The organism is Streptomyces cinnamoneus, assembly GCF_014650495.1.
Taxonomy (GTDB): Bacteria; Actinomycetota; Actinomycetes; order Streptomycetales; family Streptomycetaceae; genus Streptomyces; species Streptomyces cinnamoneus.
Genome location: NZ_BMVB01000001.1, coordinates 231,565 through 257,375 on the forward strand (window position 1 = coordinate 231,565; position 25,811 = coordinate 257,375).

The window sequence follows — 25,811 nt, forward strand, 5'->3', positions numbered from 1 at the left end:
GGACGTCGACGGCCTGACCGTACGGTTCCGCATGCGGGGCGGGCGGGAGGTCGCCGCCGTCACCGACGCCTCGTTCCGCCTCCGGCCCGGGGAGTGCCTCGCCCTCGTCGGGGAGAGCGGATGCGGCAAATCCGTCCTCGCCTCCGCGCTGCTGGGGCTGCTGCCCGGCAACGCGCGGACCGCGGGCCGGGCCCTGCTGGGCGACCTGGACCTGCTCGCCGCCGACGAGCGCACCCTCGCCCGCACCGTACGGGGCCGCCGCATCGGCCTCGTCCCGCAGAGCCCCGCCGGGCACCTCACGCCCGTGCGCACCGTCCGCTCGCAACTGCGCGAGACCGTGCGCGAGCTGACCGGCGCCCGGGGGAGCGCCCTGGACGAGGCCGTCCCGGCCGCCGCCGAACGGGCGGCGTTCCCCGCCGACCACCTCGACCGCCACCCCCACCAGCTCTCCGGCGGGCTCGCGCAGCGTGCGGCCACCGCGCTCGCCCTCGTCGGCGACGCGCCCCTGCTGCTCGCCGACGAACCCACCACCGGACTGGACCGCGCGCTCGTCGACCGCACGGCCGACGAGCTGCGCCGGCACGTGGACGCCGGCCACGCCCTGCTGATGATCACCCATGACCTCGTGGCGGCCGAGCGGATCGCCGACCGCGTGGCGGTCATGTACGCGGGCCGCATCGTCGAGCTCGCCGACGCGGCCGCCTTCTTCGGCGCGCCGGGCCCCCGCCATCCCTACGCCCGTGGCCTGCTCGACGCCCTGCCGGAACGGTCCTTCACCCCGATCCCGGGCATGCCCCCGGAACTGGGCGCGCTGCCCGACGGCTGCGCGTTCGCGGCGCGGTGCGCGCGGGCCACCGACGCCTGCGCCACCGTGCCCGTGTTCGCCGACGGCCTCGCCTGCCACCACGAGGAGGAACCCGGTGCTTGAGCTGCACGGCATCACCGCGGGCTACGATCCGCGCAAGCCCGTCGTGCGGGACGTCTCGCTGACCGTCCACGACGGCGAAGCCGTCGGCCTGCTCGGCCCCAGCGGCTGCGGCAAGTCCACCCTCGCCCGCGTCGCCGCGCTGCTGCACCGGCCCACGGCCGGGACCGTCGTCATCGACGGTGAGCCCGCCCGCGGCTGGCGCCACCGCGCGCCGCGCGACCAACGCACCGCCTTCGGCGTCGTCTTCCAACAGCCGCGGCAGTCCGCCGACCCCCGGCTCCGCCTGCGCGACCTCATCGCCGAGCCCCTGCGCGCGACGGGCCGCCGCGCCGAAGCCACCGAACGCGTCCGCGCGCTGGCCCCGGGCGTCGGCCTGTCGGAGGAACTGCTGGCGCGCCGCCCGCACGAGGTCAGCGACGGCCAGCTGCAGCGCGCCTGCCTGGCACGGGCACTGGTCCTGCGCCCGCGCTGGCTGATCTGCGACGAGATGACGGCGATGCTGGACGCGTCGACGACGGCCGCGCTCGTCGGCGTCGTCGAGACCTACCGTCGCGAGAGCGGCGCCGGCCTGCTCGCCGTCAGCCACGACCCCGTACTGCTGGAGCGCTGGTGCGACCGCACGGTCCGCTGGGGCGACCGCGGTGCGGCCCTCAACGATGCCGCACCAGCGGAAACGGCAACGTCTCCCGGATCGACAGCCCCGTAAGGAACATCACCAGCCGGTCCACCCCGATCCCCAGCCCGCCCGTCGGCGGCATCGCGTACTCCAGCGCCCGCAGGAAGTCCTCGTCCAGCTCCATCGCCTCGGGGTCGCCGCCCGCCGCCAGCAGGGACTGCGCCGTCAGCCGACGGCGCTGCTCGACGGGGTCGATCAGCTCCGAGTACGCCGTGCCCAGCTCCGTGCCGAACGCCACGAGGTCCCAGCGCTCGGCCAGCCGGGGATCCGCCCGGTGGGGGCGGGTGAGGGGGGAGACGTCGGTGGGGAAGTCCTTGTAGAAGACGGGCAGCGTGGTGCGCTCCTCGACCAGCCGCTCGTACAGCTCCAGCACGACGTCGCCCCGCCCGTCCTCCGGCCGGTGCGGCACGCCCGCCGCGTCACAGCAGGCGCGCAGCGCAGCGACGGGCGTATCGGCGCCGATCTCCTGGCCGAGCGCCTCGGAGACCGCCCCGTAGACCGTCTTCACGGGCCAGGGCCCCGAGATGTCGTGCTCGGTCCGCTTGCCCGCGCCGTCGGTCCGCACCGCGATCGCCGAGCCGTGGGCGGCGACCGCGGCCTGCTGGATGAGCTCGCGGGTCAGATCCAGCATCACGTCGTAGTCCGCGAACGCCTGGTACGCCTCCAGCATCGTGAACTCGGGGTTGTGCTTGTACGACACGCCCTCGTTGCGGAACGTCCGGCCCAGCTCGAAGACCTTCTCCAGGCCGCCGACGCACAGCCGCTTCAGATACAGCTCCGGGGCGATGCGTAGGTACAGGTCGAGGTCGTAGGCGTTGATGTGGGTGGTGAAGGGGCGGGCGTTCGCACCGCCGTGGATCTGCTGCAGCATCGGCGTCTCGACCTCCAGGAAGCCCCGGTCGAGCAGCCCCTGGCGCAGCGCCTGTACGGCCGCGCTGCGCGCCCGTACCGTGTGCCGGGCCTCCGGTGAGACGGCCAGGTCCACGTAGCGCATCCGGACCCGGGCCTCGGGGTCGCTCAGGCCGCGCCGCTTGTCGGGCAGCGGGCGCAGGCACTTCGCGGTCATCCGGGCGCGGGTGACGAACAGCGTCGGCTCGCCGCGGTCGCTGGTGCCGGGCTCGCCCTCGGCCTCGATGTGGTCGCCGAGGTCGATGTGGGTGGTGAAGCGCCGCAGCAACTCCTGGCCCGAGCCGTCGCGGGTGAAGGCGAGCTGGAGGTCACCGGACCAGTCGCGCAGCACGGCGAACGCGATGCCGCCGTGGTTGCGGATCAGCAGCACACGCCCTGCCACCGTCACCCGCCCGCCGGTGCGGGAGGAGGGCGGCAGCCCGGCGAGGCCGGCGCGGACCTCGGCGAGGGTGTGCGTGCGGTGGGCGTCGACGGGGTACGGCTCGACCCCCGCGGCCCGCAGCCGCTCCAGCTTCCGCCGCCGCACCCGCACCTGCTCCGGCAGCCCCGCGAGCTCGTCGGCCCCGGCCGCCCCGGCGCCGCCTTCGACGCCGGTGGTGAAGCCGAGCTCGGAGAGCGAGGGAAGGCCCGCGGTGGACGCCGGGCGGGCGCCGACCCGCGGCCGCCCCCGGCTCCAGAGCTTGCCCAGGCTCGGGACCGCGACGAAGCCCTCGGCGATGCCGGTGGCCAGCCCGATGCGGGCCAGCGCCCCCGCGTCGGCGTAGCACAGGAACCGCGGATGCCACTCGGGGTTGTACTTCACGTTCGAGCGGTAGAGCGCCTCCAGCTGCCACCACTTGGAGAAGAACAGCAACAGCTTCCGCCACAGCCGCAGCACCGGGCCCGCGCCGATGCGCGCACCCTCCTCGAACACAGAACGGAAGACGGCGAAGTTGAGGGAGATGCGCTTGACCCCGAACCGTCCGGCCTGCGCGCACAACTGGGTGACCATGAACTCCATGACCCCGTTGGGCGCCGCCCGGTCGCGCCGCATCACGTCCAGCGACACCCCGTCGGAACCCCACGGCACGAACGACAGCAGCGCGATCATCGTGCCGTCGCTCGCGAACGCCTCGACCAGCAGGCAGTCGCCGTCCGCCGGGTCGCCGAGGCGGCCCAGGGCCATGGAGAAGCCGCGCTCGGTCTCGGTGTCGCGCCAGGCGTCGGCACGCCGGATGACCTCGCCCATCTCCTCGTCGGAGAGTGCCGAGTGACGGCGGATGCGGACGGTCGCCCCCGTGCGCTCCACCCGGTTGACCGCCTGGCGGGTCACCCGCATCTCCCGCCCGTCCAGGTCGAACGAGGCGACCTGCAGGATCGCCTCGTCGCCCAGCTGCAGCGCCCCCAGCCCCGAGCGCGCGTACGCCCGGGCGCCCTCCTCGCTGGCCCCCATCACCGCCGGCTGCCAGCCGTAGTGGCCGGCCAGCTCCAGCCAGGCGTCGACGGCCGGGGTCCATGCCTCCGGGTCACCGAGGGGGTCCCCGGAGGCCAGGCACACGCCCGCCTCCACGCGGTACGTGACCGCCGCCTTGCCGCTGGGAGAGAAGACGACCGCCTTGTCGCGCCGGGTAGCGAAGTAGCCGAGCGAGTCGCGGCCACCGTAGCGGCCGAGCAGGGCGCGGATCCGCGGCTCCTCGTCGTCGTGCAGGGCCGCCTCCAGCCGCTGTGAGCGGAAGAGCGCCATGGCGGCGTTGAGCAGGGCCAGCGCGCCGAACAGACCGAGGAGGAAGTAGACCCAGTGCGGCGGGTGCCCGGCGAAGTGCCGGCCGCTGACGAGGCCGCCGCACACCCTGTTGGCGACGAACAGCAGCCGGTTGCCGCCGCCGCTCTCCAGGGTGCCGGGGAAGAGCGAGACCAGGGCCCAGCCGAGCAGGATGGCGACGGCCAGGCCCGCGGCGAGGACGAGCAGGGCCCGCAGGAAGGCACCGCGCCGGGACTTGGCGTAGAACTCCCGGCGGGCCAGGAGCAGCAGCGTGATCCCGACGATGCAGAGCACCAGCGACGGGATCGTGTCCCAGTAACCCACGGCGAGCAGCACGACGTCCGTGAACAGCAGCAGCGCCAGGTAGGCCAGGACGAACCAGAGCGTGACCCGCTTGCGGGCGGCCGTCGCGGCGGCGAGCAGCAGCAGGAAGACGGCGTAGGCGAGGTTCGACGCGGTGGGGACCGTCAGCAGATCCAGCGCGTTCGTCAGCGGCTCCGCCGCGCGGCGCAGAGGGGGGACGAGCGAGGTGATGGTGCAGAAGACGCCGAGCAGTCCGAAGAAGATCGCGAATCCGTTGGGGACCCGGTGCAGGAAACGGTGCCAGGCGGTGTCCCGGGCGGTCGGTTCGGGGCCGGTCCCCGGCGCCCGTCCGCCCTGCTGTGCCCGTCTTTCCTGCGCCGTCGCGGAACCGGGCTCCCGGGCTGTGCTCATTCCGTCAGCCTAGGCACCGGCTGCTCAGGACGCCCGTCGAACGGGCGGCCGTTCGACGGGCGGACGGACGCCACTGCGCCCGACGGGCCGGGGCCCCTGCCGGGGAGAGCCGCCTGCTGTCGACTTGTCGCCTGGCGTCTTCGTGGCTTGTCACGATATTTCACGGCTGAATCGGTGATTTTCCACTCGGATGGAGTATGTCTGTCACGTCGGTCATGGGGGCGGGATGAGCGACACTGGCGGAATCCGCCGCTCCGTCGAGGAGGTACACCATGGCCGTGTCGATTTCGGTGGTCCTGCTGCTTCTGATCCTGGCGGTGGTGTTCATGCGCAGCGGAGGACTGCGCACCGGGCACGCTCTGGTGTGCGTGCTGCTCGGCTTCCTGCTCGCGAGCACCAGTGTTGCACCGACCATCTCCCACGGCCTCTCGGCCACCGCGCAATTCGTCAGCGGCGTGAAGCCCTGACCGGTCGTCCGCCCGCAGGGGCGGACGACCGGTGACCACCGCTTGCGGGAGCGGGTCAGCGCCCGATCTCGACGTCCTCCAGGACGCCGAGGGCGTCCGGCACCAGCACCGCCGCCGAGTAGTAGGCACTCACCAGGTAGGACGAGACCGCCTGCTCGTTGATGCCCATGAAGCGCACGTTGAGGCTGGGCTGGTACTCGTCGGGGATGCCGGTCTGGTGGAGGCCGATGACGCCCTGGTTCTCCTCGCCGGTCCGCATGGCGATGATCGAACTGGTGCCGGTCTCGCTGATCGGGATCTTGTTGCAGGGGAGCAGGGGCACACCGCGCCAGGAGCGCACCGCAGTGCCCTGCACTTCGATGTTCTTCGGGTACAGGCCCCGGCTGTTGCACTCGCGGCCAAACGCGGCGATGGTCCGCGGGTGCGCCAGCAAGTACTGGGTCTTACGGCGCCGGGACAACAACTCGTCGAGGTCGTCGGGGGTGGGCGGGCCGCTGCGGGTGTGGATGCGCTGCCCGAGGTCGGCGTTGTGCAGCAGGCCGAACTCGCGGTTGTTGACCATCTCGTGCTCCTGGCGTTCGCGCAGGGCCTCGACGGTCAGCCGCAACTGCTCCTCGACCTGGTTCATCGGCTCGTTGTAGAGGTCCGCGACCCGGGTGTGCACGCGCAGCACCGTCTGGGCCACGCTCAGCTCGTACTCGCGGGGGGAGAGCTCGTAGTCCACGAAGGTGCCGGGGATGACCGGCTCGCCGCGGTGTCCTGAGGTCACCGTGATGTCGGCCTCGCCCCGGTTGTTGGACGGCCGGGTGGGGCGGGAGGCGAAGCCGGCGACATGGCTGCGCAGTGCGTCGGAGCGCTCGGACAGCTCCTGGAATGCTTGCAGCGGCAGCACCAGGGCCGTGCAGCGGGTCACAGCCCGTACCGTGAAGTCCCAGGTGCCGTCGGGCTCCAGGGGCACTCGCTCACCGAAGTAGTCGCCGTCGGCCAGGGTGCCCAGTGCGGTTTCGTCGCCGTACTTGCCGGTGCCCGTCTTGGCGAGCTTGCCGTGGGCGATCAGGAAGATGTGGTCGGCGGGACGGCCGGCCTCCACGAGGGTGTCGCCCGCGGCGTACTCCCGCTGGACGAAGGCATCGGCGAGCGCCTCCAGGGCGGCGCTGTCCTCGAAGCCCCGAAGCAGCGGCAGTTCGCCCAGCTCGGGCGGGATGACCCGAACGTTTGAACCGGTCGATACGAACTCGACGCGGCCGTCGCCGACCGTGTAGGTGAGCCGTCGGTTGACCCGGTAGGTGCCGGCCGACACCTGGACCCAGGGCAGGACGCGCAGCAGCCAGCGCGAGGAGATCCCGCGCATCTGGGGGACGGACTTGGTGGTCGTCGCGAGCTGGCGTGCCGCGTCGGTGCCCAGGCTCAGCTGCGAGGCCGCCTGGGCCTGTGACGGCTGCCCGGAGTGCTCCGGCTCGACTGACGTGGTCATTGGTGGCGATCACCCATCTGTGAGAAGCATGGTGGCGAGACGTGGTGCGAGACGTGGTGCGAGACGTGGTGCGAGACGTGGTGCGAGACGTGGTGCGAGACGTGGTGCGAGACGTGGTGCGGGACGTGGGCCAAGACGTGGTGCAAGAAGTGGGCAAGGCGTGGTGCGTCGCACGGTGTGCGAGAGGGGTGCGCAGTCCGCCGGCCCCGCATCCACCGGGTCGTCGGTTCCGGTGGCGGCTGAGCGGGGCCGAGCGGCCTACGGCGGCAGGAGGCTCAGTGCCCGATCTCGACGTTCTCCAGAATTCCGAGAGCGTCCGGGACAAGGACGGCCGCCGAATAGTAGGCGCTCACCAGGTAGGAGATGATCGCCTGTTCGCTGATTCCCATGAATCGCACGGAAAGGCTCGGCTGATATTCATCGGGAATTCCCGTCCGGTGCAGACCGACGACACCCTGGGACTCCTGCCCGGTGCGCATCAGCAGGACGGAGCTGACGCCGGTCTCGGTGATGGGGATCTTGTTGCACGGGTAGATGGGGACTCCGCGCCAGGCGGGCAGGGAGTGGCCGCCGACCTCGACGCTGTCCGGGTAGACGCCGCGACGGTTGAACTCCCGGGCGATCGCCGCGATGGTCCGCGGGTGAGCCAGGAGGAAGCCGGGGTCCTTCCAGACCGTCGCCAGGAGCTCGTCGAGGTCGTCGGGGGTGGGCGGGCCACTGCGGGTGTGGATGCGCTGGCGCAGGTCGGCGTTGTGGAGCAGGCCGAACTCGCGGTTGTTGATCATCTCGTGCTCCTGGCGTTCGCGCAGGGCCTCGATGGTGAGCCGCAACTGCTCCTCGACCTGGTTCATCGGCTCGTTGTAGAGATCGGCGACGCGGGTGTGCACCCGCAGCACCGTCTGGGCGACGCTCAGCCCGTACTCGCGCGGTGAGGGCTCGTAGTCGGCGAAGACCCCGGGCAGCGAAGGCTCCCCGACGTGTCCGGAGGCCACGTTGATGGCGGCTTCGCCGTGCTCGTTCTGCGGGAGCCCGGACCGGCTGCGGTAGGTCTCCACATGCGAGCGCAGCCCCTGCGAGCTCTCCAGCACCTGTTGGAACTCCTGGCGCGGCAGGGTCAGCACCGTACAGGCCGTCACGGCCCGGACCGTGAAGTCCCACTCGCCCGCCTCGCGTGCCGCGAGCGCCCGGTCGCCGAAGTACCCGCCGTCCGCCAGCACTCCGAGCACCGTGGGCTCGCCGTACTCGCCGTCGTGCACCTTCTCGGTCTTGCCGTGTGCGATGAGGACGACCTGATCGGCAGGCTGCCCGGCCTCGACCAGGACGTCGCCCGGAGCGTACTCGCGCTGGACGAACCGGCCCGCCAGGGCCTCCAGCACCTCCGGGTCGGAGAAGCCGCGCAGCAGCGGCAGTTCGCCCAGCTCCGCCGGGATGACGCGCACCTCCGCCCCGGTGCTGAAGAACTCCACCCGGCCGTCCCCCAGCGTGTGCGTCAGACGCCGGTTCACCCGGTAGGTGCCACCGGAGACCTGGACCCACGGCAGCAGCCGCAGGAGCCACCGGGAGGTGATCCCCTGCATCTGCGGTACGGACTTTGTCGTGGTCGCCAGATTCCGGGCCGCCTCCGTGCCCAGACTCAGCCGGCCCGGTGAATTATCCGTTCCGGCTCCGGACTCCACTGACGTCGTCATAATCGAATGCCCACCCATCCATTGCAGATCCGCCCGCTACGGGGTTGACGGGAATTCCCGCTCGGCCCCGTTCGAAGTTAGCAGCGGCATTCGCCGGGCGCGATCACTCAAACGGATGGGATTGAAAGCTGTTGTCAACGTCGGATAAAAATTCCGATGGCGTTGGCCACAGGTCGCTCGGCGCCAGCCGAGGGGTGGTTGCGCACCGTCGCGTGCGCGGCGCCCCACCCTCGGGTGACCAAGGTCGAGGACCCGCCGCCGTCGAGGTTGAAGGCGTCGACGGCACCCAGCTTCCCCAGGGTGCGGGCCAGTTCGGCGACGGTCAGTCCGCGCCGGTAGTCGGCAGCGCCGTCCAGGGCCAGGAGATACAGCCGCCGCCCGCGGTCGGCCAGACCGGCGGCGGTCCGCACGGCCGGCGTCGCCAGGTCCAGGCCGTCCAGGGGACGACCGCCGCGCAGGATCGGGAAGCCGCCGATGGCGAACCGGAACGCTCCCGCCCGCCGCGGCCGGAGCTGCTGCTCCACCGCGACCCGGTCGCCGACCTCCAGCTTGCGCAGCTCCCGTGCCCCCTTCTCGCGCCCCACCAGCACCACCGATCCTTGCGCGATCGCGCCCCGGCCGGGCTTGGCCGCCACCGAGGCCACCCGGCCGTTTCGCACCGTCAGCTCGAAGGTCTCGTCGCTGCACGGTGCACCGCGCTCCGTGTCGGTGCCGCACGTCGACCGCAGCCGCGAGGCGCTGCCCCACGTGGAGGTGAACGCCCCGATGCCGCCCACCGGCAGGGCGTACTGGTTGAAGCCGCTCAAGGGCAGTTCGTCCTCGCCCGTCCGCACCGAGCCCTCCAATGCGAGGCGGTCCATGCGCGCCACCCGGTTCGTCCCGACGCCGAAGACGTCCTCGGTGCTGCCACCCGGCGGCAGGGCCGGGCCGAAGCGCTGGCCGTCCGGCACGGCCGCCTTCAGCGGCCGCCCGTCCGCGACGGCCGGCCCCACCGGTGCACCCGTGGCCTCCACCCCCGGGTGCTGATCCTCCGTGATGTTGAAGAAGTCCCCGTTGACCGCGCCCACCGCCTGCTGCTGGTCGGCCAGCCGGGACACCTGCGCCCGCCCTGCGACCGCGCCCGGGTGGAGCAGGTCCACCGACACCCGGGGCTCCCGCAGGTCGACGGTGAGCAGGTGCCCGTACGCCGGCCCGTGCGAACCCGTCAGTGAGAAACCCCGGTACGTCACCCCGGGCCCGAGCGCGGACTGCGCGCCCAGCTCCGGCGAGGAGATCTCCTGCGGAGGGGAGAACCCCTCCGTACCCGCCCAGGCCGTGCCACCACCGACCAGCGAGACCCATGCCACCAGCACCGACAGCACCGTGCGCACACGGCGTACATGTCTACCCACAGTCACCCCAGAGGTCCCGTCAACTCTGTCATGACGCACGGGACTTCACCATGCCCCGAAAGAACGACAGGCAAAGCACCGACGTCGGCCGGGGCAACTCTCCGCTCGTCCCTGTCAAACGGCTCTGAAGGCCCCGATACTCACTGACGTCAGCACAGGCAGCCGCCGTCTATTCGCCCGTCCAGCCGCCGGGAGGCACCCCCATGCCCTGCACGCGCCGAGCCGCCGTCCTCACTCTCACCGCCGCAGTCGCTGGCTCCCTCGCCACGCCCGCCCGCGCCGACTCGCCCGCCACCGGGGACGCGGCCCGCGGCGAGCAGCCGCTGCGCAACGCCCATGCGCACAACGACTACGCGCACCCCCGCCCCCTCGCCGACGCGCTCTCGCACGGCTTCGGCAGCGTCGAGGCGGACATCTGGCTGGTGGACGGCAAGCTCCTCGTGGCCCACGACGCCGCCGGTCTCGACCCCCGGCGCACCCTGGAGTCCCTCTACCTCGACCCGCTGCTGCGCCGTGTCAGAGCCAACCGCGGGCGTGTGTACCGCGGATACGACCTGACGCTGCAGCTGCTCATCGACATCAAGACGGCGGGTGACCCCACCTACCGGGCGCTCGCCCGGCACCTGCGTCCCTACCACTCGATCCTCACCGTCGCCTCCGGCAGCCGGGTCCGCCGCTCCGCCGTGACCGCCGTCGTCTCCGGCGACCGGGGCGCGCGCATCCCCATGGAGGCGGAGCGCGTGCGGCACGCCTTCTACGACGGCCGTCTCGGCGACCTCGGCGGAGCACCCGCTTCCTTCGCGCCGCTCATCAGTGACAACTGGGGCCAGAACTTCACCTGGCAGGGGGCGGGGCCGATACCCGTGCGCGAGAGGGACGCGCTGCGACGCATCGTCACCACTGCTCATGCCGAAGGGCGGAAGGTACGGTTCTGGGCCACTGAGGACCGGCCGGGCCCCGCACGCGACGCGCTGTGGCGGGAGCTGCTTTCGGCGGGCGTGGACTACCTCAACACGGATGATCTGGCGGGTCTGGAGGCGTTTCTCCGCGGAGTTCGCTGAGGACCCGGTGCACGTCCGACCGCGGGACGGCCGGCAGCAGCAGCGCGACCGCGTGCACCAGTTTGCCGAGCACGAACGTGGTGTCCGGCGTGGCGCGCACCAGCTCCCGTACCGTCTCCGTGTCGCCCCGCCACACGGATTCGAGCAGCACGGCGACATCCGGTGCGGCCTCCTCGTCCGTCTCGACCCGGCCGGGATCGTCCGGCATCCGTCTGGCGATGCGCCGCAGCACCCGGTCGGCGACGTCGGGAGGGTACACCTTGCCGAGGGCCTCGTTGGCGATCCAGGCGAGCGCACTGACGAGGCCCCGGGTCTCTTCGGCCGTGGCGGATGCGGGCAGGGAGTCGTCGAACGCCGTCTGATTGCCGTGCCGGTAGGCCAGCAGGAGGCGCGCCGCTCCCGCCTTCGCCTCCGTGATGCCGGGCTGGGTGGTTTCGGCAGTCATCTCTGGGATCGTACTGTTTAAAGATCTTTGTTCCGGTAACGCCACGCGCGCGGCGGCCGGCCGGAATGTCGCGGTCCGGAGCGAAGCGTGTAGCGGAACCGTCACCGCACGATGGCGCATGCCCGATGCCGGGGACGCTGGCCGTATGGCCACTCCACCTGGACCGCCGCCCGGGCCCCCGTACGGACCGCCCCCCGGTCCACCGGCTCCGCCACCCGGCGGCTTCGGGCCGCCCGGGCAACCCTGGTCGCCCGGGCCGCCACCTCCGCCCGGCGGAGGGCGGAGGGTCGCGGTGGCCGTGACCGGTCTGGTGGCGGTCGCGGTGCTCGTGCTGGGGGCGGTCCTGCTGCTCGGAGACCGCGAGAGCAAGCCGGGGCAGGAGGGCTCACCCAGTGGGCCGGGCGCACCCTCGCCCTCCCTCCAGCTCCCCAGCGACCTCCCGTCACGACTGCCCAGCGGCCTTCCTTCCGGCTTCCCCACCGAGCTGCCCACGCGCATGCCCAGCCTTCCCGGCCTGCCGACGGCGTTTCCCACGGACATCCTCGGGCTGTAGCGAGCGGGCCGCGGCCCGGACCGCCGTCAGTTCTCCGCGAGCACGTGCGCGAGGGCGGCCGCCGGATCCTGCTCGCGGCCGCCGGCGGGCTGCCAGCGCCCGCCCTCCTTGCGGTACGGCCACCAGCCCCCGTCCCGCCCGTAGCGCACCTGCACGCCGGCGCCGACCACCGTCCAGTGATTGCGCGTCACCCGCAGCCGCGGCGCACTCCCGTCGCCCTCCCACGCACCGGCCCATCCGGCACGGGCACGGGCGAGGACCTCGGGCTCCGGTGTCCACTCCTCCTCCAGCACGGCCAGCGCCGCCGGCCCGCCGTGTCCCCAGGCCCGTACCGCCCGGGCCAGCTCCGCGCGACCGTAGCCGCAGCCGGCCGCGAGGCGGGCGACCACGGCGTCGGGCGGTCCTGCGGCGGCGAGGCGCACCGCATCCTGCCGAGAGGTGAGTTCGCCCGGGACGGGCGTCAGCTCGTGAGCCGGTGCGAGGGCCTCGGCCAGCAGCTGGCGGGCCCTGGCGGCGGCGTCCGCTATGAGGAACTCCAGCGCCTCGACGTCGACTCCCGGCGCGGCAGGCGTGTCGGTGGTGAGGACGGGCGGCCGTCCGGGCACGTCCACCAAGGGCGGGGGGTCGGGAAGCGCCGGTACGGGACCGCGCGCCGCGAACGCCTCGCGGGCCGGCACGCCGACGGCCGGTTCCGGGATGCTCGCGGCGTTGTGGGTGGTGCTGCGCGCCTGGAGCTCGTCCAGCAGTTCCCGCTCGCCGCGACCGCGCATCAACAGCAGGACGAACGGGTCCTGGTCCAGCAGCCGCGCCACCAAGTGGCAGAGCGCCACTGTGTGCGGGCAGTGGTCCCACGCTCCGCACCCGCACTCCGGCTCCAGGTCGCCGATGCCGGGCAGCAGTTCCACGCCCACCGCGGCCGCGTCCTCGACGAGATGCGGTGGCATGTCGCGGTCCAGGAGCGCGGCGATGTGCCCCGCCTGGTCGGCCACCACGTCCAGGAGCCGGTCCCAGTCGTCCGCGCCGAGCTGCTGGACCATCACATCGGAACGGTACGGAGTGCCGTCGGGGTCGTGCACGAGCGCGGTGATCCGGCCGGGACGCACGGACACCGCACCGACCGCTGCGGAACGGGCGAGCCGACGGCCGGCCTTGACCTGTCGGCCGTCCAGGGCCGTGTCCTCCAGCGCCTGGATCCAGGCACGGCCCCACCAGCTCTGTGCGAAGGCCCGGCCGTCCAAGGGCGGCAGGGCGTCGAAGGTGCGCTCGGTCATCGTACGGTCCCCCTCAGTGCGACGAGCTCCGCGAGTTCGGCGTCGGTCAGCTCGGTCAGTGCGGCCTCACCGGAGCCCAGCACCGCGTCGGCCAGCGCCTGTTTGCGGGTGAGCATCTCCGCGATCCGGTCCTCGATCGTGCCCTCGGTGATGAGCCGGTGCACCTGCACGGGCTGGGTCTGACCGATGCGGTAGGCGCGGTCCGTCGCCTGTGTTTCGACGGCGGGATTCCACCAACGGTCGAAGTGCACGACATGCCCGGCGCGGGTGAGGTTCAGGCCGGTACCGGCCGCCTTCAGGGACAGCAGGAAGACGGGCACCTCCCCGTCCTGGAAGCGCCGGACCATCTCCTCGCGCCGTGCCACGGGGGTGCCGCCGTGCAGGAACTGCGTCGGTACGCCACGCGCGGCCAGATGGTGTTCCAGCAACCGTGCCATCTGCACGTACTGGGTGAAGACGAGCACGCTCGCCCCTTCGGCGAGGAGGGTGTCCAGCAGCTCGTCGAGGAGTTCGACCTTGCCGGAACGGCCCGCGACGCGCGGACTCCTCCCGCGGGTGCTGTCCCGACCGCGCTCCGGGACGCCGTGCCCGTCGGGGGCGCCCTCCTTCTGGGCGAGTTCCTTCAGGAACTGCGCAGGGTGGTTGCAGATCTGCTTCAGGCCGGTGAGCAGCTTGACGATCAGCCCCCGCCGCTCGAACCCGTCGGCTTCCGCCACCTCGGCCAGGATCTCCCGCACCACGGCCTCGTACAGCCCCGCCTGCTCCTTGGTGAGGGCGACGCTGTGGTCCGTCTCGGTCTTGGGCGGCAGTTCGGGCGCGATGCCCGGGTCGGACTTCCGGCGGCGCAGCAGGAACGGGCGGACGAGCGCCGAGAGCCGCTCGGCGGCGGCCGGGTCGGTGCCGCCTTCGACGGCCTGCGCGTAGCGGCGGCGGAAGTCGCCCAGGGAGCCGAGGAGACCCGGCGTCGTCCAGTCCAGGATCGCCCACAGCTCGGAGAGGTTGTTCTCCACCGGGGTGCCGGAGAGCGCGATGCGCGCCTTTGCCTCAAGGGTGCGCAGTGCCTTGGCGGTTGCGGAGTACGGGTTCTTGACGTGCTGTGCCTCGTCGGCGACGACCAGGCCCCAGCCGGCCTGTGCCAGCCGTGGGGCGTCCAGCCGCATCGTGCCGTAGGTGGTGAGGACGAACTCGCCGTCCTCCAGGGCGTCCAGGTCACGGGCCGCACCGTGGAAGCGGCGCACCGGGGTGCCGGGGGCGAAACGTTCGATCTCGCGCTGCCAGTTGCCCATCAGAGAGGTGGGGCAGACCACGAGGGTCGGCCCGCCGGCGCCGGGAAGCGTCTGCCGGTGCAGATGGAGGGCGATGAGGGTGATGGTCTTGCCCAGGCCCATGTCGTCGGCGAGACATCCGCCGAGACCGAGCGAGGTCATGCGGTGCAGCCAGTCCAGGCCACGCAGCTGATAGTCGCGCAGGGTGGCGGCGAGCGCCTCGGGCTGGGCGACAGGCTCGCAGGTGGCCTCGGGGTCGGCGATGCGGTCGCGGAGCGCCGCCAGCCAGCCGGTGGCCTGGACCGTGACGGTCTCCTCACTGTCGTCCTGTGCGGGGACGTGCCCGGTCAGGGCGGCGCCCAGCGCCTCCAATGGGGTGACCTTGCGCTCCTGCCGCTCACGGGCGCGGCGTACGGCCTCCGGATCGACGAGCACCCACTGGTCGCGCAGGCGCACGGCCGGGCGGCTCGCCTCGGCGAGCCGGTCCAGCTCCTCCTTGGTCAGCTCCTGGTCACCGATGGCGAAGCGCCAGCCGAAGGCGAGCAGGGCGTCGGCGGAGAGCAGCGACGGCATGCCCGAGCGGCGGTCGAACGCGGCGTCGCCGTCGTCGTCCGGCGGGCCGACGACGGCGCGCGCGGTGAGCTTGCGGACCAGTTCCTTCGGCCAGTGCACCTCGACGCCGGCGGCGTCCAGTGCCGGCGAAGCGGCGCCCAGCAGTTCACCGACCTCCTCGTCGGCGAGTTCGAGGGCATCGGGTGCCGCAGCGGAGAGCAACGGCGAGAGGGCGGGCCAGGCGTGGGCGGCGCGCCGCAGGGCGAGCAGGGCGTTCATCCGGGCGCCCTTGCCGAGCGCGGCCCCGGCGGCCGAGGCGCCGGACCAGACGTCGGCGGCGTCGGCGACGAGCGCCGGGTCTGAGAGGCTGTGCAGCTGCAGAACGGCCCGGAAGCGCGGCCGGGCGTCCTCCCCGTCGTCTTCCGCCGTCCCGTTCGACAGGAGGGCTTCGACCCGCAGGGACAGCCGTACGCCCGCGTCGTGGCCGGCCGCGACGTCCGCGGCCCAACTGCGCTGCTCGGGCAGCCGCTGTGGCGCGGGGGCGGCGAAAGCAGCGCTTCCGGCGGCTGTCACGGCGGCGGGGGAGCGGGGCAGACCATCGGCGACGGCGTCCAGGAAGGCCCGCACGAGCCGCTCCGGGTCGGGCAGCAGGAGCGGGTCGCTGTCGGCCAGCGGTACGGCGTGGGCGGCCGGCGGCATGGCGGCGGCCAGCTCGCGCACCCGTCGCTGGTCGTCGGGTGAGAGGGGACCGACCCGCCAGGAGTCGTGGTCCGTGGCGGTCAGGCCGGGCAACAGCTTGCCGCGTGCGGCGAGTTGCAGGGCGAGCACGGCAACGGCGCCCCAGAAGGCCGCCGCCTCGTCGGCCCGCGCCGAGCGGGCCCGCGTGAGCACGGGCAACGCCTCCCGGGCGGGAAGCACGGTGGCCCGCACGGTCGTCGTGGCGACGTCCGGGCCGTCGGGTACGGCGACGGTCAGCTCCTCGACGGCGCCGGTGGTCAGGGGCGCTTCACCCGTGGGCTGCCAGAAGGCGACACGTCCGGTGCGGGCGGGGTCTCCTGGGAGGAAGACCGCCCGGCAGCGGACGAGCAGGGAGATGTCGGAGCGGGAGATGTCGGAGGGTGTTGCGGCAGAGGGTGGGATCACAGCGCTGCGCATTCCTCAAATTTGACTAGTGCGAGTCGGAGTCGCCGAGGTTACAGGGCGCAGGCCGTGGGCGGACACGCAGCGGCTGTGAGGCGCGCCACTTTCCCTCCGTCGATGGGGTCAGACCCCCGTCCGGTCCGGGGGGTGGCCCCCCACCGGTCCGGGTGGTGACGTCATGGCCCGGGCCGGCCCGCGATCCGTACGTTGCATGGGGTCGGAACACCCCTCACACCAGGAGATCGCCATGCCACAGGCCAGCGCCGTCCTCGCGGAACCCACCGCGGGCAGCGACTTCGCTCCGCTGCTGCGCCAGGTCCGGTCGGCCGGTCTCCTCGACCGCCGCAGGGGCCGGTACGCACTCACCATCGCGGGCAACGCCGGTGCGCTCGCCGCCACGGCGACCGCGGTCGTGCTCGCCGGCGACTCCTGGTGGACCCTGCTGCTGGCCGTGCCTGCGGCGGTCTTCTCCGCCCGCACCGCCTTCGTCGGGCACGACAGCGGCCACGCCCAGATAGCCGCCACGCGCCGCTCCAACCGCCTCCTCGGCCTCGTCCACGCCGACCTGCTGCTGGGCATGAGCTACGCCTGGTGGAACGACAAGCACAACCGCCACCATGCCAACCCCAACCACGTCGACAAGGACCCCGACGTGGGGGTGGGTGCGCTGGTGTGGACACAGCGGCAGGCCGCCCGGCGGGAGGGCTTCGCCCGGTGGCTCACCCGCAACCAGGCACAGCTGTTCTTCCCCCTGCTACTGCTCGAAGGCATCAACTTGAAGGTTTCGAGCCTGCGCGACCTCAAACGGCAGGAGGCCGGCGGACGGCTGACCGAGGCGGCACTCCTGACCCTGCACTTCGCCGGGTACGCGACGCTGCTGCTGGCGTCGATGTCCCCCGGCAAGGCGGTCGCCTTCGCCCTGCTCCACCACGCCCTCTTCGGCCTCCACCTCGGCATGGTCTTCGCCCCCAACCACAAGGGCATGGAGATGCCCGACCCGGACGGTGAGCGCTGGGGGCACCTGCGCCGGCAGGTCCTCACCTCCCGGAACGTCCGCGGCGGTCCGGTCACCGACTGGTTCATGGGCGGACTGAACTACCAGATCGAGCACCACCTCTTCCCCAGCATGCCGCGTCCCCACCTCCGGCTCGCCCGGCCCCTCGTCCGAGCCCACTGCGCATCCGCCGGGCTGACGTACGCTGAAACCGGACTCATCGACTCCTACACACAGGCGCTGCGCCATATGCACGAAGTCGGTGCCCCGCTGCGGGACGCACCCGGAACCGGCGACGGCCGCGGCGCGTTGTGACAGGCGCGGCGGCAGACGTCGCGACAGCCGTCGCGAAGGAGGCACGGAAATGACCAACAGGGCCAAGGTCGCCGTGGGCGGCGTGGCGGTGGGCATCGTCCTGCTGTGGCTGCTGCCCTTCTGGGCGGCGCTGCTGGTGATCGTCGGGGTGCCGGTCGGCGCCTACCTGCTGCTGGACTCCTCGCAGCGCAAGCGGCTGCGCAGGGTCTCCCGCAAGGAGCTCCGCCGTTAGGACCGTCCGGTGAAGGCGGGGGCCAGCGCTGCCGCCATCGCCTGCCGCGGACTGCCGGAGCCATCGGCCGGGACCGTCCACAGATCGGACCCGTAGTCGCCGGGCAGGGAGTAGACGAGCGTGTGCCCGTCCCGCCAGACCGCCTGGTCGTCGATGTTGCGCCGCTCGGCCGTGGCGCTCTCGCGCAGGGTGCGCAGGTCCAGGACGTACAGCCGCCAGGGCGCGTCGGAGGAGGCACCCTCGACGCGCTTCTTGTACGCAATACGCGTTCCGTCAGGGGAGAGGGAAGGGCATTCGACGTTGGCGTGCAGGGTCCGCAGCGTCCGCTCCCTGCGGTCACCGCGCACCAGGTAGGTCTTTCCGGCCGTGGCGACGGTGGCGTAGAAGCGGGTGTCGTCGGCGAAGGTGACGCCCCAGACATTGAGGTCGGCGGCCCGGTAGGGGCGGTCGTCCAGGAACATCCGGTACGTCTCCAGGTTGCGGTCCAGGGTCCAGGTCCGCGTGTCCAGGACCGACGTACGGGTAGAGAAGGCGGTGCCCGCGTAGGAGTCGCCGCTGACGAAGACCGTCCAGGCGACGGTGTGGCCGTCCGGGCTGACCCGGGCCCGGCTGGGCACGCCCGCGAGGTCGTACCGGCGCAACTCCCGCAGGCGTGCGTCGAGTACGACCGCGCGATAGCTGTCGCGGATCCCGCTGTGCACGGCCTGCAGGCAGATTCCGGTGCCCCCCGCCGTGTGGAAGCGCAGACAGTGCACACCGGAGGCCCTGCGCGGGCCGGTGAGGTCGCCGCCGGGCACGGAAGCGATCTCGTCGCGGTGCGGCCCCCAGGCCATGTTGCGGAAGACTGCGAGGCCCGGGGCGTCCAGGGACACCTTCCCCGACCGTACGGGAGGCCCGCCCGCCTGGGCGCGGTCCTTCTCGGCGGCCCGGTCGGCGGCGTGCAGGGTGGCGCCGACGGCGAGGCCCGTCAGGAGCAGGACGGCGGCGAGGAGGACGAGGAGACGGTGCGTGCGGTTCAACGGGCGGGCTCCGGGGTGGCGTCGGTGGGGGAGGGGCGCAACAGCAGCGCGCTGACGGCAGCGGAGACGAACAGGCCGGCCGCGGCCGCGCCGAGGGCCGTGCGGTCGCCCCAAGCGGTCCAGGCGGCGCCGAAGCCGATCGAGCAGACGAAGCGCGCGGCGGCCTGACCCGTCTGGACGACGGCCAGCCCGCTGCCCCGCACGTGTGCGGGCACGCTGTCCGCCGTGGCCGCGGCGAGCACCCCGTCGGTGGCGGCGTAGAAGGTCCCGTGCAGCACGAGCACGAGGCAGGCGAGGGCGGGAGAGCTGCCGAGCGGCGCGGCGAGCAGCCCGTACGCCCCGAGGAGCGCGAGGTGGCCGCAGAGGAACAGCCGCCGACGGCCGAAGCGGTCGGCGACCGCACCGAGGGGAACGGCCAGCAGCAGGAACGTGGCGGCCGTCCCCAGCGGCAGCAGCGGGAACCAGGACTCGGAGATCTCCAGGCGGCGCTGCAAGGTGAGGTAGAGGAAGGAGTCGCTGACGGTGGTCAGCCCCAGCAGCACCGCGCCGCCCGTCAGCCGGCGGACGCCCGGTCGCCGCAGGAGCTCGCGCACCGGCGTGCGGGTGTGCACGCGGGGTGGGCGTGGAGGCGCGCTCTGCTGCCGCGGCACGAACAGCAGGAGGACGAGGACGCCGAGGGCGGCGATGCATCCGCTGGCGACGAAGACGGCGTCGTACCCGTCCGCAGCGGCGCGCAGGATCGCGAAGGCGAGGAGTGGGCCGAGCAGTGCCCCGGCAGTGTCCATGGCCCGGTGCACGCCGAAGGCCCGCCCGCGGCCGGCGGGCCCGCAGGCCAGCGAGATCATGGCGTCGCGTGGTGCGGTGCGCAGGCCCTTGCCGGTGCGGTCGGCGGCCAGGACGGCCCCGACGAGCGGCACGCTGTGCGCGACGAGCAGCAGAGGCTTGCAGGCCGCGGACAGACCGTAGCCGACCGCGGCCACGGTCTTGTGACGGCCACCGCCCCGGTCCGAGAGCCGGCCGCCGACGAGTCGTACGAGCGCGCTGACGCCGTTGTACACGCCGTCCAGGAGGCCGAAGCCGAGCGGGGACAGGCCCAGCCCGGTGACGAGGTACAGCGGCAGGACGGCGGTGACCATCTCCGAGGAGACGTCGGTGATCAGACTGACCGTGCCGAGGGCGAGCACCGCTCCGGGGACGGCGGCCCGCCGCCCCGGAGCGGTGTGACGACCGGGGGCGGCGTCCGGGGCGGTGCGGCTGTCCGCGAGGTACACGGTCAGCTGTTCCAGATGCCGGTGATGTCCTTGGCGCTCGCGGCGTTTCCGGCGTGCGGGAGGCCGTACATGGTCTCCAGCGTGCGCAGCACGTCGTAGTGGTTGTACGTGGTGCCGGAGGTGCCGCCCGCCATCACCGGCTGACCGTAGAGGACCGTCGGTATGCGGTTGCCGCTCAGGCGGTTGTCCTCGTCGAAGGTGATCAGCAGCAGGCTGTTGTGGCTCTTGGCCCAGTCGGCGTAGCCCTGCAGGTTGTTCTTGAGCCAGGTGTCCCCGGTGCGGACGGAACAGTCGTGCATGTCGTTGCACAGATCGGGCACGACGAACGAGACGGTGGGGAGGCTGGCGTAGTCGCGGGGGAAGGCACCGAGGGTGTGCGCGGTGTCGGTGGGCACGTTGTCGAAGCCGAACCAGGGATTGTGCTTCTGCGCGTATTTGCCGCTCTTGCAGGCCGTCGAACCCTCCGAGGGCAGGCCCTCGTTGTAGCTCGCCCAGGTCTTGCCCGCGGCGATCAGTTCGGAGGCCAGATTGGGTTCGTCACTGAAGCCGGGGTCCACACAGCTGTCGTCGGTGACGCCCTGGGTGTCACCGGAGAACAGCGCGTAGTAATTGGGCTGGCTGGGGTGGGTCTCCGCGTACGAAGCGGTGAGGTTCGCGCCGCCGGACGCCAGGGAGTTGGTGTACGGGGCGCTCGAACTGCCCATGACCTGGTTGTAGGCGTGGTTCTCGAAGACGACGACCACGACGTGGTCGGGGGTGGGGACGGCGGGAGCCGCTGCCGAGTCCGAGGCCCACAGGCCGAGGGAGGTCGCGGCGAGGCCGAACGCGGTGGCGAGGGCGACGGAGTGGCGGCGCCGGGCACGGCGCGGCGGGTGGGGGAGGTTTGCTGCGGCGGGCACGAGGTCCTCCGGAAGCGGCGAAGTCGGTGGGGGTACACGGGGCGCGCTGGCAGCGTAGAACCAGAGGAATGGCATGTACACGTCTTTGAAGTGACGGCTTGGGAAACGTCCGTGGAGCGGCATGCGAGGGGTGGGGGCGTGGTGCGGGGTGTCGGAGCGGTGGTCCGTCCGGCTCAGGCCGGCGGCAGACCGAGCAGCGTACGGGCCACGGTCTGCGGTGACTCGTCGCGTTCGCGGGCGAGGGCTATGACTGCCCGGCACGCCAGCTCGTTCACCCCGAAGCTGAGCGCTTCCGGCGACACCCACCGCGATGCTTCCGCGCTCCTTTCGAAGTCGTTCTCGGCGCAGGCGGCCACGTAGGCCGCCGCGGCCTCGAAGAGATTGTGCTGGCGAGGGCGTCCGGATGTGGCGCCCGCGGACGGCCGCGGCGCCGGAGGCTGCCGCACCTCTTCGATTCGCCTGCGTAGTTTGTTGAACACGCGGATCACCTGCCCCCGTGAGCGGCATTTCCTGCGTCGTTCAAGTGTGCCCGGCAGCGATGGAGTTGAACCGCCGGTAAAGAAATGAGGGTGATCGACGGACCGGGGAATCGCATGAATGCGCCGCGGTCATTTTCTGTGCCGTGTCGCTGTCCTGTGCCGATCAGTGCACAGATGCGTGCTGACGGGCCGGGCGGGTTGCCGGGAGCGCGGAGGTGAGCAAGGCTGGCACGGCAGTTACGGGGAATTGCGGAACGGGGAGGCAGAACATGGCATCAGGTAAAGAACTGGATGCGGCTCTGAACGAGCTGACCGAGCGCGTGGGGCAGATACGTCATGCGCTCGTACTGTCCAACGACGGGCTGGTGACGGGGGCGAGCGCAAGTCTGGAAAGGGAGGACGCCGAGCATCTGGCTGCGGTCGCCTCCGGGCTGCACAGCCTGGCCAGGGGAACGGGGCTGCAGTTCGGCTCGGGCCGCGTGCGGCAGACGATGATCGAATTCGAGGAAGGCGTGCTCTTCGTGACGGCCGCGGGCGAGGAGAGCTGCCTGTGCGTGCTCGGCGGCGCCGAGGCCGACATCGGGCAGGTGGCCTACGAGATGACACTGCTGGTCAATCGCGTCCGTTAAGGCGCTGACCAGGCACGTTCCAAGTCATCGGTGAGTTGTCCACAGGGATGGACGGAGAGTGGTGACCCTCCGCTATCTTCGTCGCTGTGAGTAATCAACCCATGGCGGGGAGGTCATCATGACTGCGGTGCGGCAGGAACGAGCCCGGAAGTCAACGGAGTTGAAGGTTCCGCTCAGGCGGGCGGCCCGGGAGCTGGGGCTCACGCCCCGCGAGTTCGAGCTGGCCGTGCAGCTGGGGGAGGTGCGGACCTGCGCGTGGGGGCAGGACGGGCGCCGGGTCGCCCGTGAGGAGATCGAGCGACACCGGTCGAGCGAAGGGTTCCCCGAGGCGCTGCGCACGCGGCTGTGGGTGGTCGGAACGTCCGACGGCGCCGAGTTGCTCGGCATCAGCCCCGCCCGGTTCACCCGCCTCGCCCGGGGCGGCTGCTTCGCTCCCGTGCGCTTCTACATGAACCGGTACCGCGTCGTCGTCTGGCAGTACCTGGCAACGGATCTGGTGGAGTTCGCCGACCGCAGTCCCGAGATGCTGGCCGGCCGGACCCCCGTCCTGTTGCGCGAGGCGTTGGAGAAACACCCCGACCGGCGTGCCCGCAGCTGGCGAGCGCGCCGCATCGATCAGCTCAGGGCCGGGGCGGAGGGCCCCTGGGAGCGGGCAGCAGTCCCCGCCGCCGTGCTCGACCCAGGCGATCTCGCCCGTGCGGTGCCGGATCCGGACGAACGTGCCTACCTGATCGCCCTGCGCCCCGCCCTCACCCAGGCGCGGCCGGAGACGGCGGCAGCCCGGGACGCGGTCGGTGAGCTGGTCACGGCCGAGGACCCCGACGAGGTCGAGTGGCACCTGCACTGCCTCCGTGCCGCCCTCGCCGAGGCACGTGCCCAGCGGCCCGCACCCGGCCGGGAGGGCCGGCACGCCGACCCCGTCCCGGAGACCCCGGCAGCGCCGGCTGGGCCGCTGCTGCCGGAGCCACAGGCTGAGCCCGCCGAGCAGGCGCCCGGGGCGGCGTGCCGGGACGGGCAGGCACGGCGGCCCCGGGGATGGCGGGCGTGGCTGCGGGCGAGGAAAGGAGCGCGGGCCCCGGGCCGGACGGCGCCGGCTACAGCTGGCCGACGTCCGTGACGCGCACCACGGCGCGGCCCTCCTCGTCGGAGGCCGTGAGGTCCACCTCGGCGGAGATGCCCCAGTCGTGGTCGCCGTTCGGGTCGGCGAAGGTCTGCCGCACCCGCCACAGACCGTCCTGCGGACGCTCCTCGATCTGCAGCAGCTTCGGGCCGCGCGCATCGGGGCCGGTGCCCAGCTCCTCGTACTCGTCCCAGTAGGCGTCCATGGCCTCGCCCCAGCGGTCCTCGTCCCAGCCGGACTCGGCGTCCATCTCGCCGAGCTCGGCGACGTTGTCGAGGGCGGCCAGCTCGACACGGCGGAACATGGCGTTGCGCACCAGCACACGGAACGCACGGGCGTTCGCGGTGACCGGCTTGACCTGGTCGGCGCGGTCCTGGGCCTCCTCCGCCGACTCCTCCTCCGGATTGGCCAGCTGCTCCCACTCGTCCAGCAGGCTGGAATCGACCTGGCGCACCATCTCGCCCAGCCAGGCGATGAGGTCCTCGAAGTCTTCGGACTTGAGGTCGTCCGGCACGGTGTGGTCCAGCGCCTTGTACGCACTGGCCAGATACCGCAGCACGATGCCCTCGGTGCGGGCCAGGTCGTAGTAGGAGGTGAACTCGGTGAAGGTCATGGCGCGCTCGTACATGTCGCGGATGACCGACTTCGGCGACAGCGGGTGGTCGCCGACCCACGGGTGGCTCTTGCGGTACAGGTTGTAGGCGTGGGACAGCAGCTCCTCCAGCGGCTTGGGGTAGCTGACGTCCATGAGCCGCTCCATGCGGTCCTCGTACTCGACGCCCTCCGCCTTCATCGCCGCCACGGCCTCGCCGCGCGCCTTGTTCTGCTGCGCGGCCAGGATCTGGCGCGGGTCGTCCAGGGTCGACTCGACCACCGAGACCATGTCCAGGGCGTAGGAGGGGGACTCCGGGTCCAGGAGCTCGAAGGAGGCGAGCGCGAAGGTCGACAGCGGCTGGTTGAGCGCGAAGTCCGACTGCAGGTCGACCGTCAGCCGGACGATCCGCCCCTCGGCGTCCGGCTCGTCGAGCCGCTCCACCACGCCGCCGTCCAGCAGCGAGCGGTAGATGGCGATGGCGCGCCGGATGTGCCGCAGCTGGTTCCGGCGCGGCTCGTGGTTGTCCTCCAGCAGCCGGCGCATCGCCTCGAAGGCGTTGCCCGGACGGGCGATGACCGCCAGCAGCATCGCGTGCGTGACACGGAAGCGGGAGGTGAGCTGCTCGGGCTCGGAGGCGATGAGCTTCTCGAAGGTGTTCTCGGTCCAGTTCACGAAGCCCTCGGGGGCCTTCTTGCGGACCACCTTGCGGCGCTTCTTCGGGTCGTCACCCGCCTTGGCCAGCGCCTTCTCGTTCTCCACGACGTGATCGGGCGCCTGGGCGACGACGAAGCCCGCCGTGTCGAAGCCGGCCCGCCCCGCCCGCCCGGCGATCTGGTGGAACTCCCGGGCCCGCAGCGTCCGCACCCGCTGACCGTCGTACTTGGTCAGCGCGGTGAACAGCACCGTGCGGATCGGCACGTTCACGCCCACGCCGAGGGTGTCCGTACCGCAGATGACCTTGAGCAGACCGGCCTGGGCCAGCCGCTCCACCAGCCGCCGGTACTTCGGCAGCATCCCCGCGTGGTGGACGCCGATGCCGTGCCGCACATAGCGCGAGAGGTTCCGGCCGAACTTGGTGGTGAAGCGGAAATTGCCGATCAGCTTGGCGATCTCGTCCTTCTCCTCGCGCGAGCACATGTTGATGCTCATCAGCGCCTGCGCCCGCTCGACGGCCGCGGCCTGCGTGAAGTGGACGATGTACACGGGCGCCTGCCGGGTCTGCAGCAGCTCGGTGAGCGTCTCGGTCAGCGGCGTCGAACGGTACTCGTACGACAGCGGTACGGGCCGGGTCGCGGAGCGCACCACCGCGGTGGGCCGCCCGGTGCGCCGGGTCAGGTCCTCCTCGAAGCGGGAGACGTCGCCCAGCGTCGCGGACATGAGGATGAACTGCGCCTGCGGCAGCTCCAGCAGCGGGATCTGCCAGGCCCAGCCACGGTCCTGCTCGGCGTAGAAGTGGAACTCGTCCATCACGACCTGGCCGATGTCGGCGTCCTTGCCGTCCCGCAGCGCGATGGAGGCGAGCACCTCGGCCGTGCAGCAGATGACGGGGGCGTCGGCGTTGACCGAGGCGTCGCCGGTGAGCATGCCGACGTTCTCGGTGCCGAAGATCTTGCAGAGGTCGAAGAACTTCTCCGAGACCAGCGCCTTGATGGGGGCGGTGTAGAACGTCACCTGATCATTGGCGAGCGCGGTGAAGTGCGCACCGGCCGCGACCAGGCTCTTGCCGGACCCGGTGGGCGTCGAAAGGATCACATTCGCGCCGGAGACCACCTCGATCAGCGCCTCCTCCTGAGCGGGGTACAGCGTGATGCCCCGCTCCTCGGCCCAGGTCGAGAACGCTTCGAAAAGGGCATCGGGGTCGGCATGGCTCGGCATCTGATCGATAAGGGTCACACCCCCATACTGCCTGGCCGAGGACCGTATCCGGGAACCGGCCGGTCCAACGGTGATCATCCGGGCATTACGCTGAGTCGCCGACGCGGC

The 25,811-nt window shown here is 72.1% G+C and carries 21 protein-coding genes; 9 read left to right on the top strand and 12 right to left on the bottom strand.

What is annotated here, in order from left to right:
- Positions 1 to 31 precede the first annotated feature (31 nt).
- Both IE182_RS01015 and IE182_RS01020 read left to right on the top strand, forming a co-directional pair.
- Positions 32 to 928: an oligopeptide/dipeptide ABC transporter ATP-binding protein gene (locus IE182_RS01015; RefSeq protein WP_190107935.1), complete on the top strand. Its 897-nt coding sequence runs from the start codon at positions 32 to 34 to the stop codon at positions 926 to 928.
- Entirely contained in the window at positions 921 to 1,634 is a 714-nt protein-coding gene (locus IE182_RS01020; RefSeq protein ID WP_190107652.1) for an ABC transporter ATP-binding protein, read from the top strand. The genes IE182_RS01015 and IE182_RS01020 overlap by 8 nt, the downstream gene beginning before the upstream one ends.
- Here IE182_RS01020 and lysX read toward each other — a convergent pair.
- A complete protein-coding gene (gene lysX / locus IE182_RS01025; protein ID WP_190107653.1) occupies positions 1,579 to 4,968 on the bottom strand; it encodes a bifunctional lysylphosphatidylglycerol synthetase/lysine--tRNA ligase LysX in 3,390 nt (1,129 codons plus the stop codon). The two genes, IE182_RS01020 and lysX, sit on opposite strands and share 56 nt — an antisense overlap.
- 272 nt (positions 4,969 to 5,240) lie before the next feature.
- On the opposite strand from lysX, the gene IE182_RS01030 reads away from it, so the two are divergent.
- A complete protein-coding gene (locus IE182_RS01030; RefSeq protein WP_190107654.1) occupies positions 5,241 to 5,435 on the top strand; it encodes a hypothetical protein in 195 nt (64 codons plus the stop codon).
- A 55-nt stretch (positions 5,436 to 5,490) separates the two neighbouring features.
- Here the strand turns inward: IE182_RS01030 and IE182_RS01035 are convergent, their stop codons facing one another.
- The 3 genes from IE182_RS01035 to IE182_RS01045 all read right to left on the bottom strand — a co-directional run bounded on the left by IE182_RS01035 (position 5,491) and on the right by IE182_RS01045 (position 9,967).
- Positions 5,491 to 6,909, bottom strand: a complete 1,419-nt coding sequence (locus tag IE182_RS01035) for a family 2B encapsulin nanocompartment shell protein (RefSeq protein ID WP_190107655.1) — start codon at positions 6,907 to 6,909, stop codon at positions 5,491 to 5,493.
- Between the two features lie 275 nt (positions 6,910 to 7,184).
- A complete protein-coding gene (locus tag IE182_RS01040) occupies positions 7,185 to 8,597 on the bottom strand; it encodes a family 2B encapsulin nanocompartment shell protein (RefSeq protein WP_190107656.1) in 1,413 nt (470 codons plus the stop codon).
- Positions 8,598 to 8,731: 134 nt separating this feature from the next.
- A complete protein-coding gene (locus IE182_RS01045) occupies positions 8,732 to 9,967 on the bottom strand; it encodes a phosphodiester glycosidase family protein (RefSeq protein ID WP_190107657.1) in 1,236 nt (411 codons plus the stop codon).
- A 224-nt stretch (positions 9,968 to 10,191) separates the two neighbouring features.
- Here IE182_RS01045 and IE182_RS01050 point away from each other — a divergent pair, with 224 nt between their 5' ends.
- A complete protein-coding gene (locus IE182_RS01050; RefSeq protein ID WP_190107658.1) occupies positions 10,192 to 11,049 on the top strand; it encodes a phosphatidylinositol-specific phospholipase C/glycerophosphodiester phosphodiesterase family protein in 858 nt (285 codons plus the stop codon).
- On the opposite strand, the gene IE182_RS01055 is transcribed toward IE182_RS01050, so the two are convergent.
- Positions 10,997 to 11,494, bottom strand: coding sequence for a hypothetical protein (locus IE182_RS01055; protein WP_190107659.1), 498 nt, complete (start codon positions 11,492 to 11,494; stop codon positions 10,997 to 10,999). The genes IE182_RS01050 and IE182_RS01055 overlap by 53 nt on opposite strands.
- 292 nt (positions 11,495 to 11,786) lie before the next feature.
- On the opposite strand from IE182_RS01055, the gene IE182_RS01060 reads away from it, so the two are divergent.
- Entirely contained in the window at positions 11,787 to 12,047 is a 261-nt protein-coding gene (locus IE182_RS01060) for a hypothetical protein (RefSeq protein WP_190107660.1), read from the top strand.
- Between the two features lie 26 nt (positions 12,048 to 12,073).
- On the opposite strand, the gene IE182_RS01065 is transcribed toward IE182_RS01060, so the two are convergent.
- Positions 12,074 to 13,318 (bottom strand): SWIM zinc finger family protein, encoded by a 1,245-nt coding sequence (locus IE182_RS01065; protein ID WP_190107661.1) that lies wholly within the window; start codon positions 13,316 to 13,318, stop codon positions 12,074 to 12,076.
- The gene (locus IE182_RS01070) at positions 13,315 to 16,290 is read right to left on the bottom strand and encodes an SCO1167/SCO6262 family helicase (RefSeq protein WP_190107662.1); all 2,976 of its coding nucleotides are present in this window, start codon (positions 16,288 to 16,290) and stop codon (positions 13,315 to 13,317) included. The genes IE182_RS01065 and IE182_RS01070 overlap by 4 nt, the downstream gene beginning before the upstream one ends.
- A 232-nt stretch (positions 16,291 to 16,522) precedes the next feature.
- Between IE182_RS01070 and IE182_RS01075 the strand changes: the two genes are divergently transcribed.
- Positions 16,523 to 17,584 carry a fatty acid desaturase family protein gene (locus IE182_RS01075; RefSeq protein WP_190107663.1) on the top strand — a complete coding sequence of 354 codons (1,062 nt, stop codon included), beginning with the start codon at positions 16,523 to 16,525 and terminating at the stop codon, positions 17,582 to 17,584.
- A 49-nt stretch (positions 17,585 to 17,633) separates the two neighbouring features.
- A complete protein-coding gene (locus tag IE182_RS01080; protein ID WP_190107664.1) occupies positions 17,634 to 17,816 on the top strand; it encodes a tail-anchor membrane protein in 183 nt (60 codons plus the stop codon).
- On the opposite strand, the gene IE182_RS01085 is transcribed toward IE182_RS01080, so the two are convergent.
- The 4 genes from IE182_RS01085 to IE182_RS01100 form a co-directional block, all read right to left on the bottom strand.
- The gene (locus IE182_RS01085) at positions 17,813 to 18,835 is read right to left on the bottom strand and encodes a TolB family protein (RefSeq protein WP_190107665.1); all 1,023 of its coding nucleotides are present in this window, start codon (positions 18,833 to 18,835) and stop codon (positions 17,813 to 17,815) included. The genes IE182_RS01080 and IE182_RS01085 overlap by 4 nt on opposite strands.
- Entirely contained in the window at positions 18,832 to 20,106 is a 1,275-nt protein-coding gene (locus IE182_RS01090) for an MFS transporter (protein WP_190107666.1), read from the bottom strand. Before IE182_RS01090 ends, IE182_RS01085 begins: the two co-directional genes overlap by 4 nt.
- Positions 20,107 to 20,108: 2 nt before the next feature.
- Positions 20,109 to 21,005 carry an alkaline phosphatase family protein gene (locus tag IE182_RS01095; RefSeq protein WP_373303489.1) on the bottom strand — a complete coding sequence of 299 codons (897 nt, stop codon included), beginning with the start codon at positions 21,003 to 21,005 and terminating at the stop codon, positions 20,109 to 20,111.
- 173 nt (positions 21,006 to 21,178) lie between these two features.
- A complete protein-coding gene (locus tag IE182_RS01100) occupies positions 21,179 to 21,451 on the bottom strand; it encodes a hypothetical protein (RefSeq protein WP_229844521.1) in 273 nt (90 codons plus the stop codon).
- 302 nt (positions 21,452 to 21,753) lie between these two features.
- On the opposite strand from IE182_RS01100, the gene IE182_RS01105 reads away from it, so the two are divergent.
- Both IE182_RS01105 and IE182_RS01110 read left to right on the top strand, forming a co-directional pair.
- Positions 21,754 to 22,113 carry a roadblock/LC7 domain-containing protein gene (locus tag IE182_RS01105; protein ID WP_190107669.1) on the top strand — a complete coding sequence of 120 codons (360 nt, stop codon included), beginning with the start codon at positions 21,754 to 21,756 and terminating at the stop codon, positions 22,111 to 22,113.
- A gap of 118 nt (positions 22,114 to 22,231) precedes the next feature.
- Positions 22,232 to 23,230, top strand: a complete 999-nt coding sequence (locus IE182_RS01110) for a DUF6397 family protein (RefSeq protein WP_190107670.1) — start codon at positions 22,232 to 22,234, stop codon at positions 23,228 to 23,230.
- Here IE182_RS01110 and IE182_RS01115 read toward each other — a convergent pair.
- On the bottom strand, positions 23,208 to 25,721 hold the full coding sequence (locus IE182_RS01115; protein ID WP_190107671.1) for a DEAD/DEAH box helicase: 2,514 nt from the start codon (positions 25,719 to 25,721) through the stop codon (positions 23,208 to 23,210). The genes IE182_RS01110 and IE182_RS01115 overlap by 23 nt on opposite strands.
- Positions 25,722 to 25,811: the final 90 nt, after the last annotated feature.

Coding starts and splice junctions, on each gene's coding strand:
- IE182_RS01015 (WP_190107935.1), top strand. CDS start 32: ATGCGGGGCGGGCGGGAGGTCGCCGCCGTCACCGACGCCTCGTTCCGC.
- IE182_RS01080 (WP_190107664.1), top strand. CDS start 17,634: ATGACCAACAGGGCCAAGGTCGCCGTGGGCGGCGTGGCGGTGGGCATC.
- IE182_RS01040 (WP_190107656.1), bottom strand. CDS start 8,597: ATGACGACGTCAGTGGAGTCCGGAGCCGGAACGGATAATTCACCGGGC.
- IE182_RS01035 (WP_190107655.1), bottom strand. CDS start 6,909: ATGACCACGTCAGTCGAGCCGGAGCACTCCGGGCAGCCGTCACAGGCC.
- lysX (WP_190107653.1), bottom strand. CDS start 4,968: ATGAGCACAGCCCGGGAGCCCGGTTCCGCGACGGCGCAGGAAAGACGG.
- IE182_RS01105 (WP_190107669.1), top strand. CDS start 21,754: ATGGCATCAGGTAAAGAACTGGATGCGGCTCTGAACGAGCTGACCGAG.
- IE182_RS01070 (WP_190107662.1), bottom strand. CDS start 16,290: ATGCGCAGCGCTGTGATCCCACCCTCTGCCGCAACACCCTCCGACATC.
- IE182_RS01110 (WP_190107670.1), top strand. CDS start 22,232: ATGACTGCGGTGCGGCAGGAACGAGCCCGGAAGTCAACGGAGTTGAAG.
- IE182_RS01055 (WP_190107659.1), bottom strand. CDS start 11,494: ATGACTGCCGAAACCACCCAGCCCGGCATCACGGAGGCGAAGGCGGGA.
- IE182_RS01030 (WP_190107654.1), top strand. CDS start 5,241: ATGGCCGTGTCGATTTCGGTGGTCCTGCTGCTTCTGATCCTGGCGGTG.
- IE182_RS01075 (WP_190107663.1), top strand. CDS start 16,523: ATGCCACAGGCCAGCGCCGTCCTCGCGGAACCCACCGCGGGCAGCGAC.
- IE182_RS01065 (WP_190107661.1), bottom strand. CDS start 13,318: ATGACCGAGCGCACCTTCGACGCCCTGCCGCCCTTGGACGGCCGGGCC.
- IE182_RS01050 (WP_190107658.1), top strand. CDS start 10,192: ATGCCCTGCACGCGCCGAGCCGCCGTCCTCACTCTCACCGCCGCAGTC.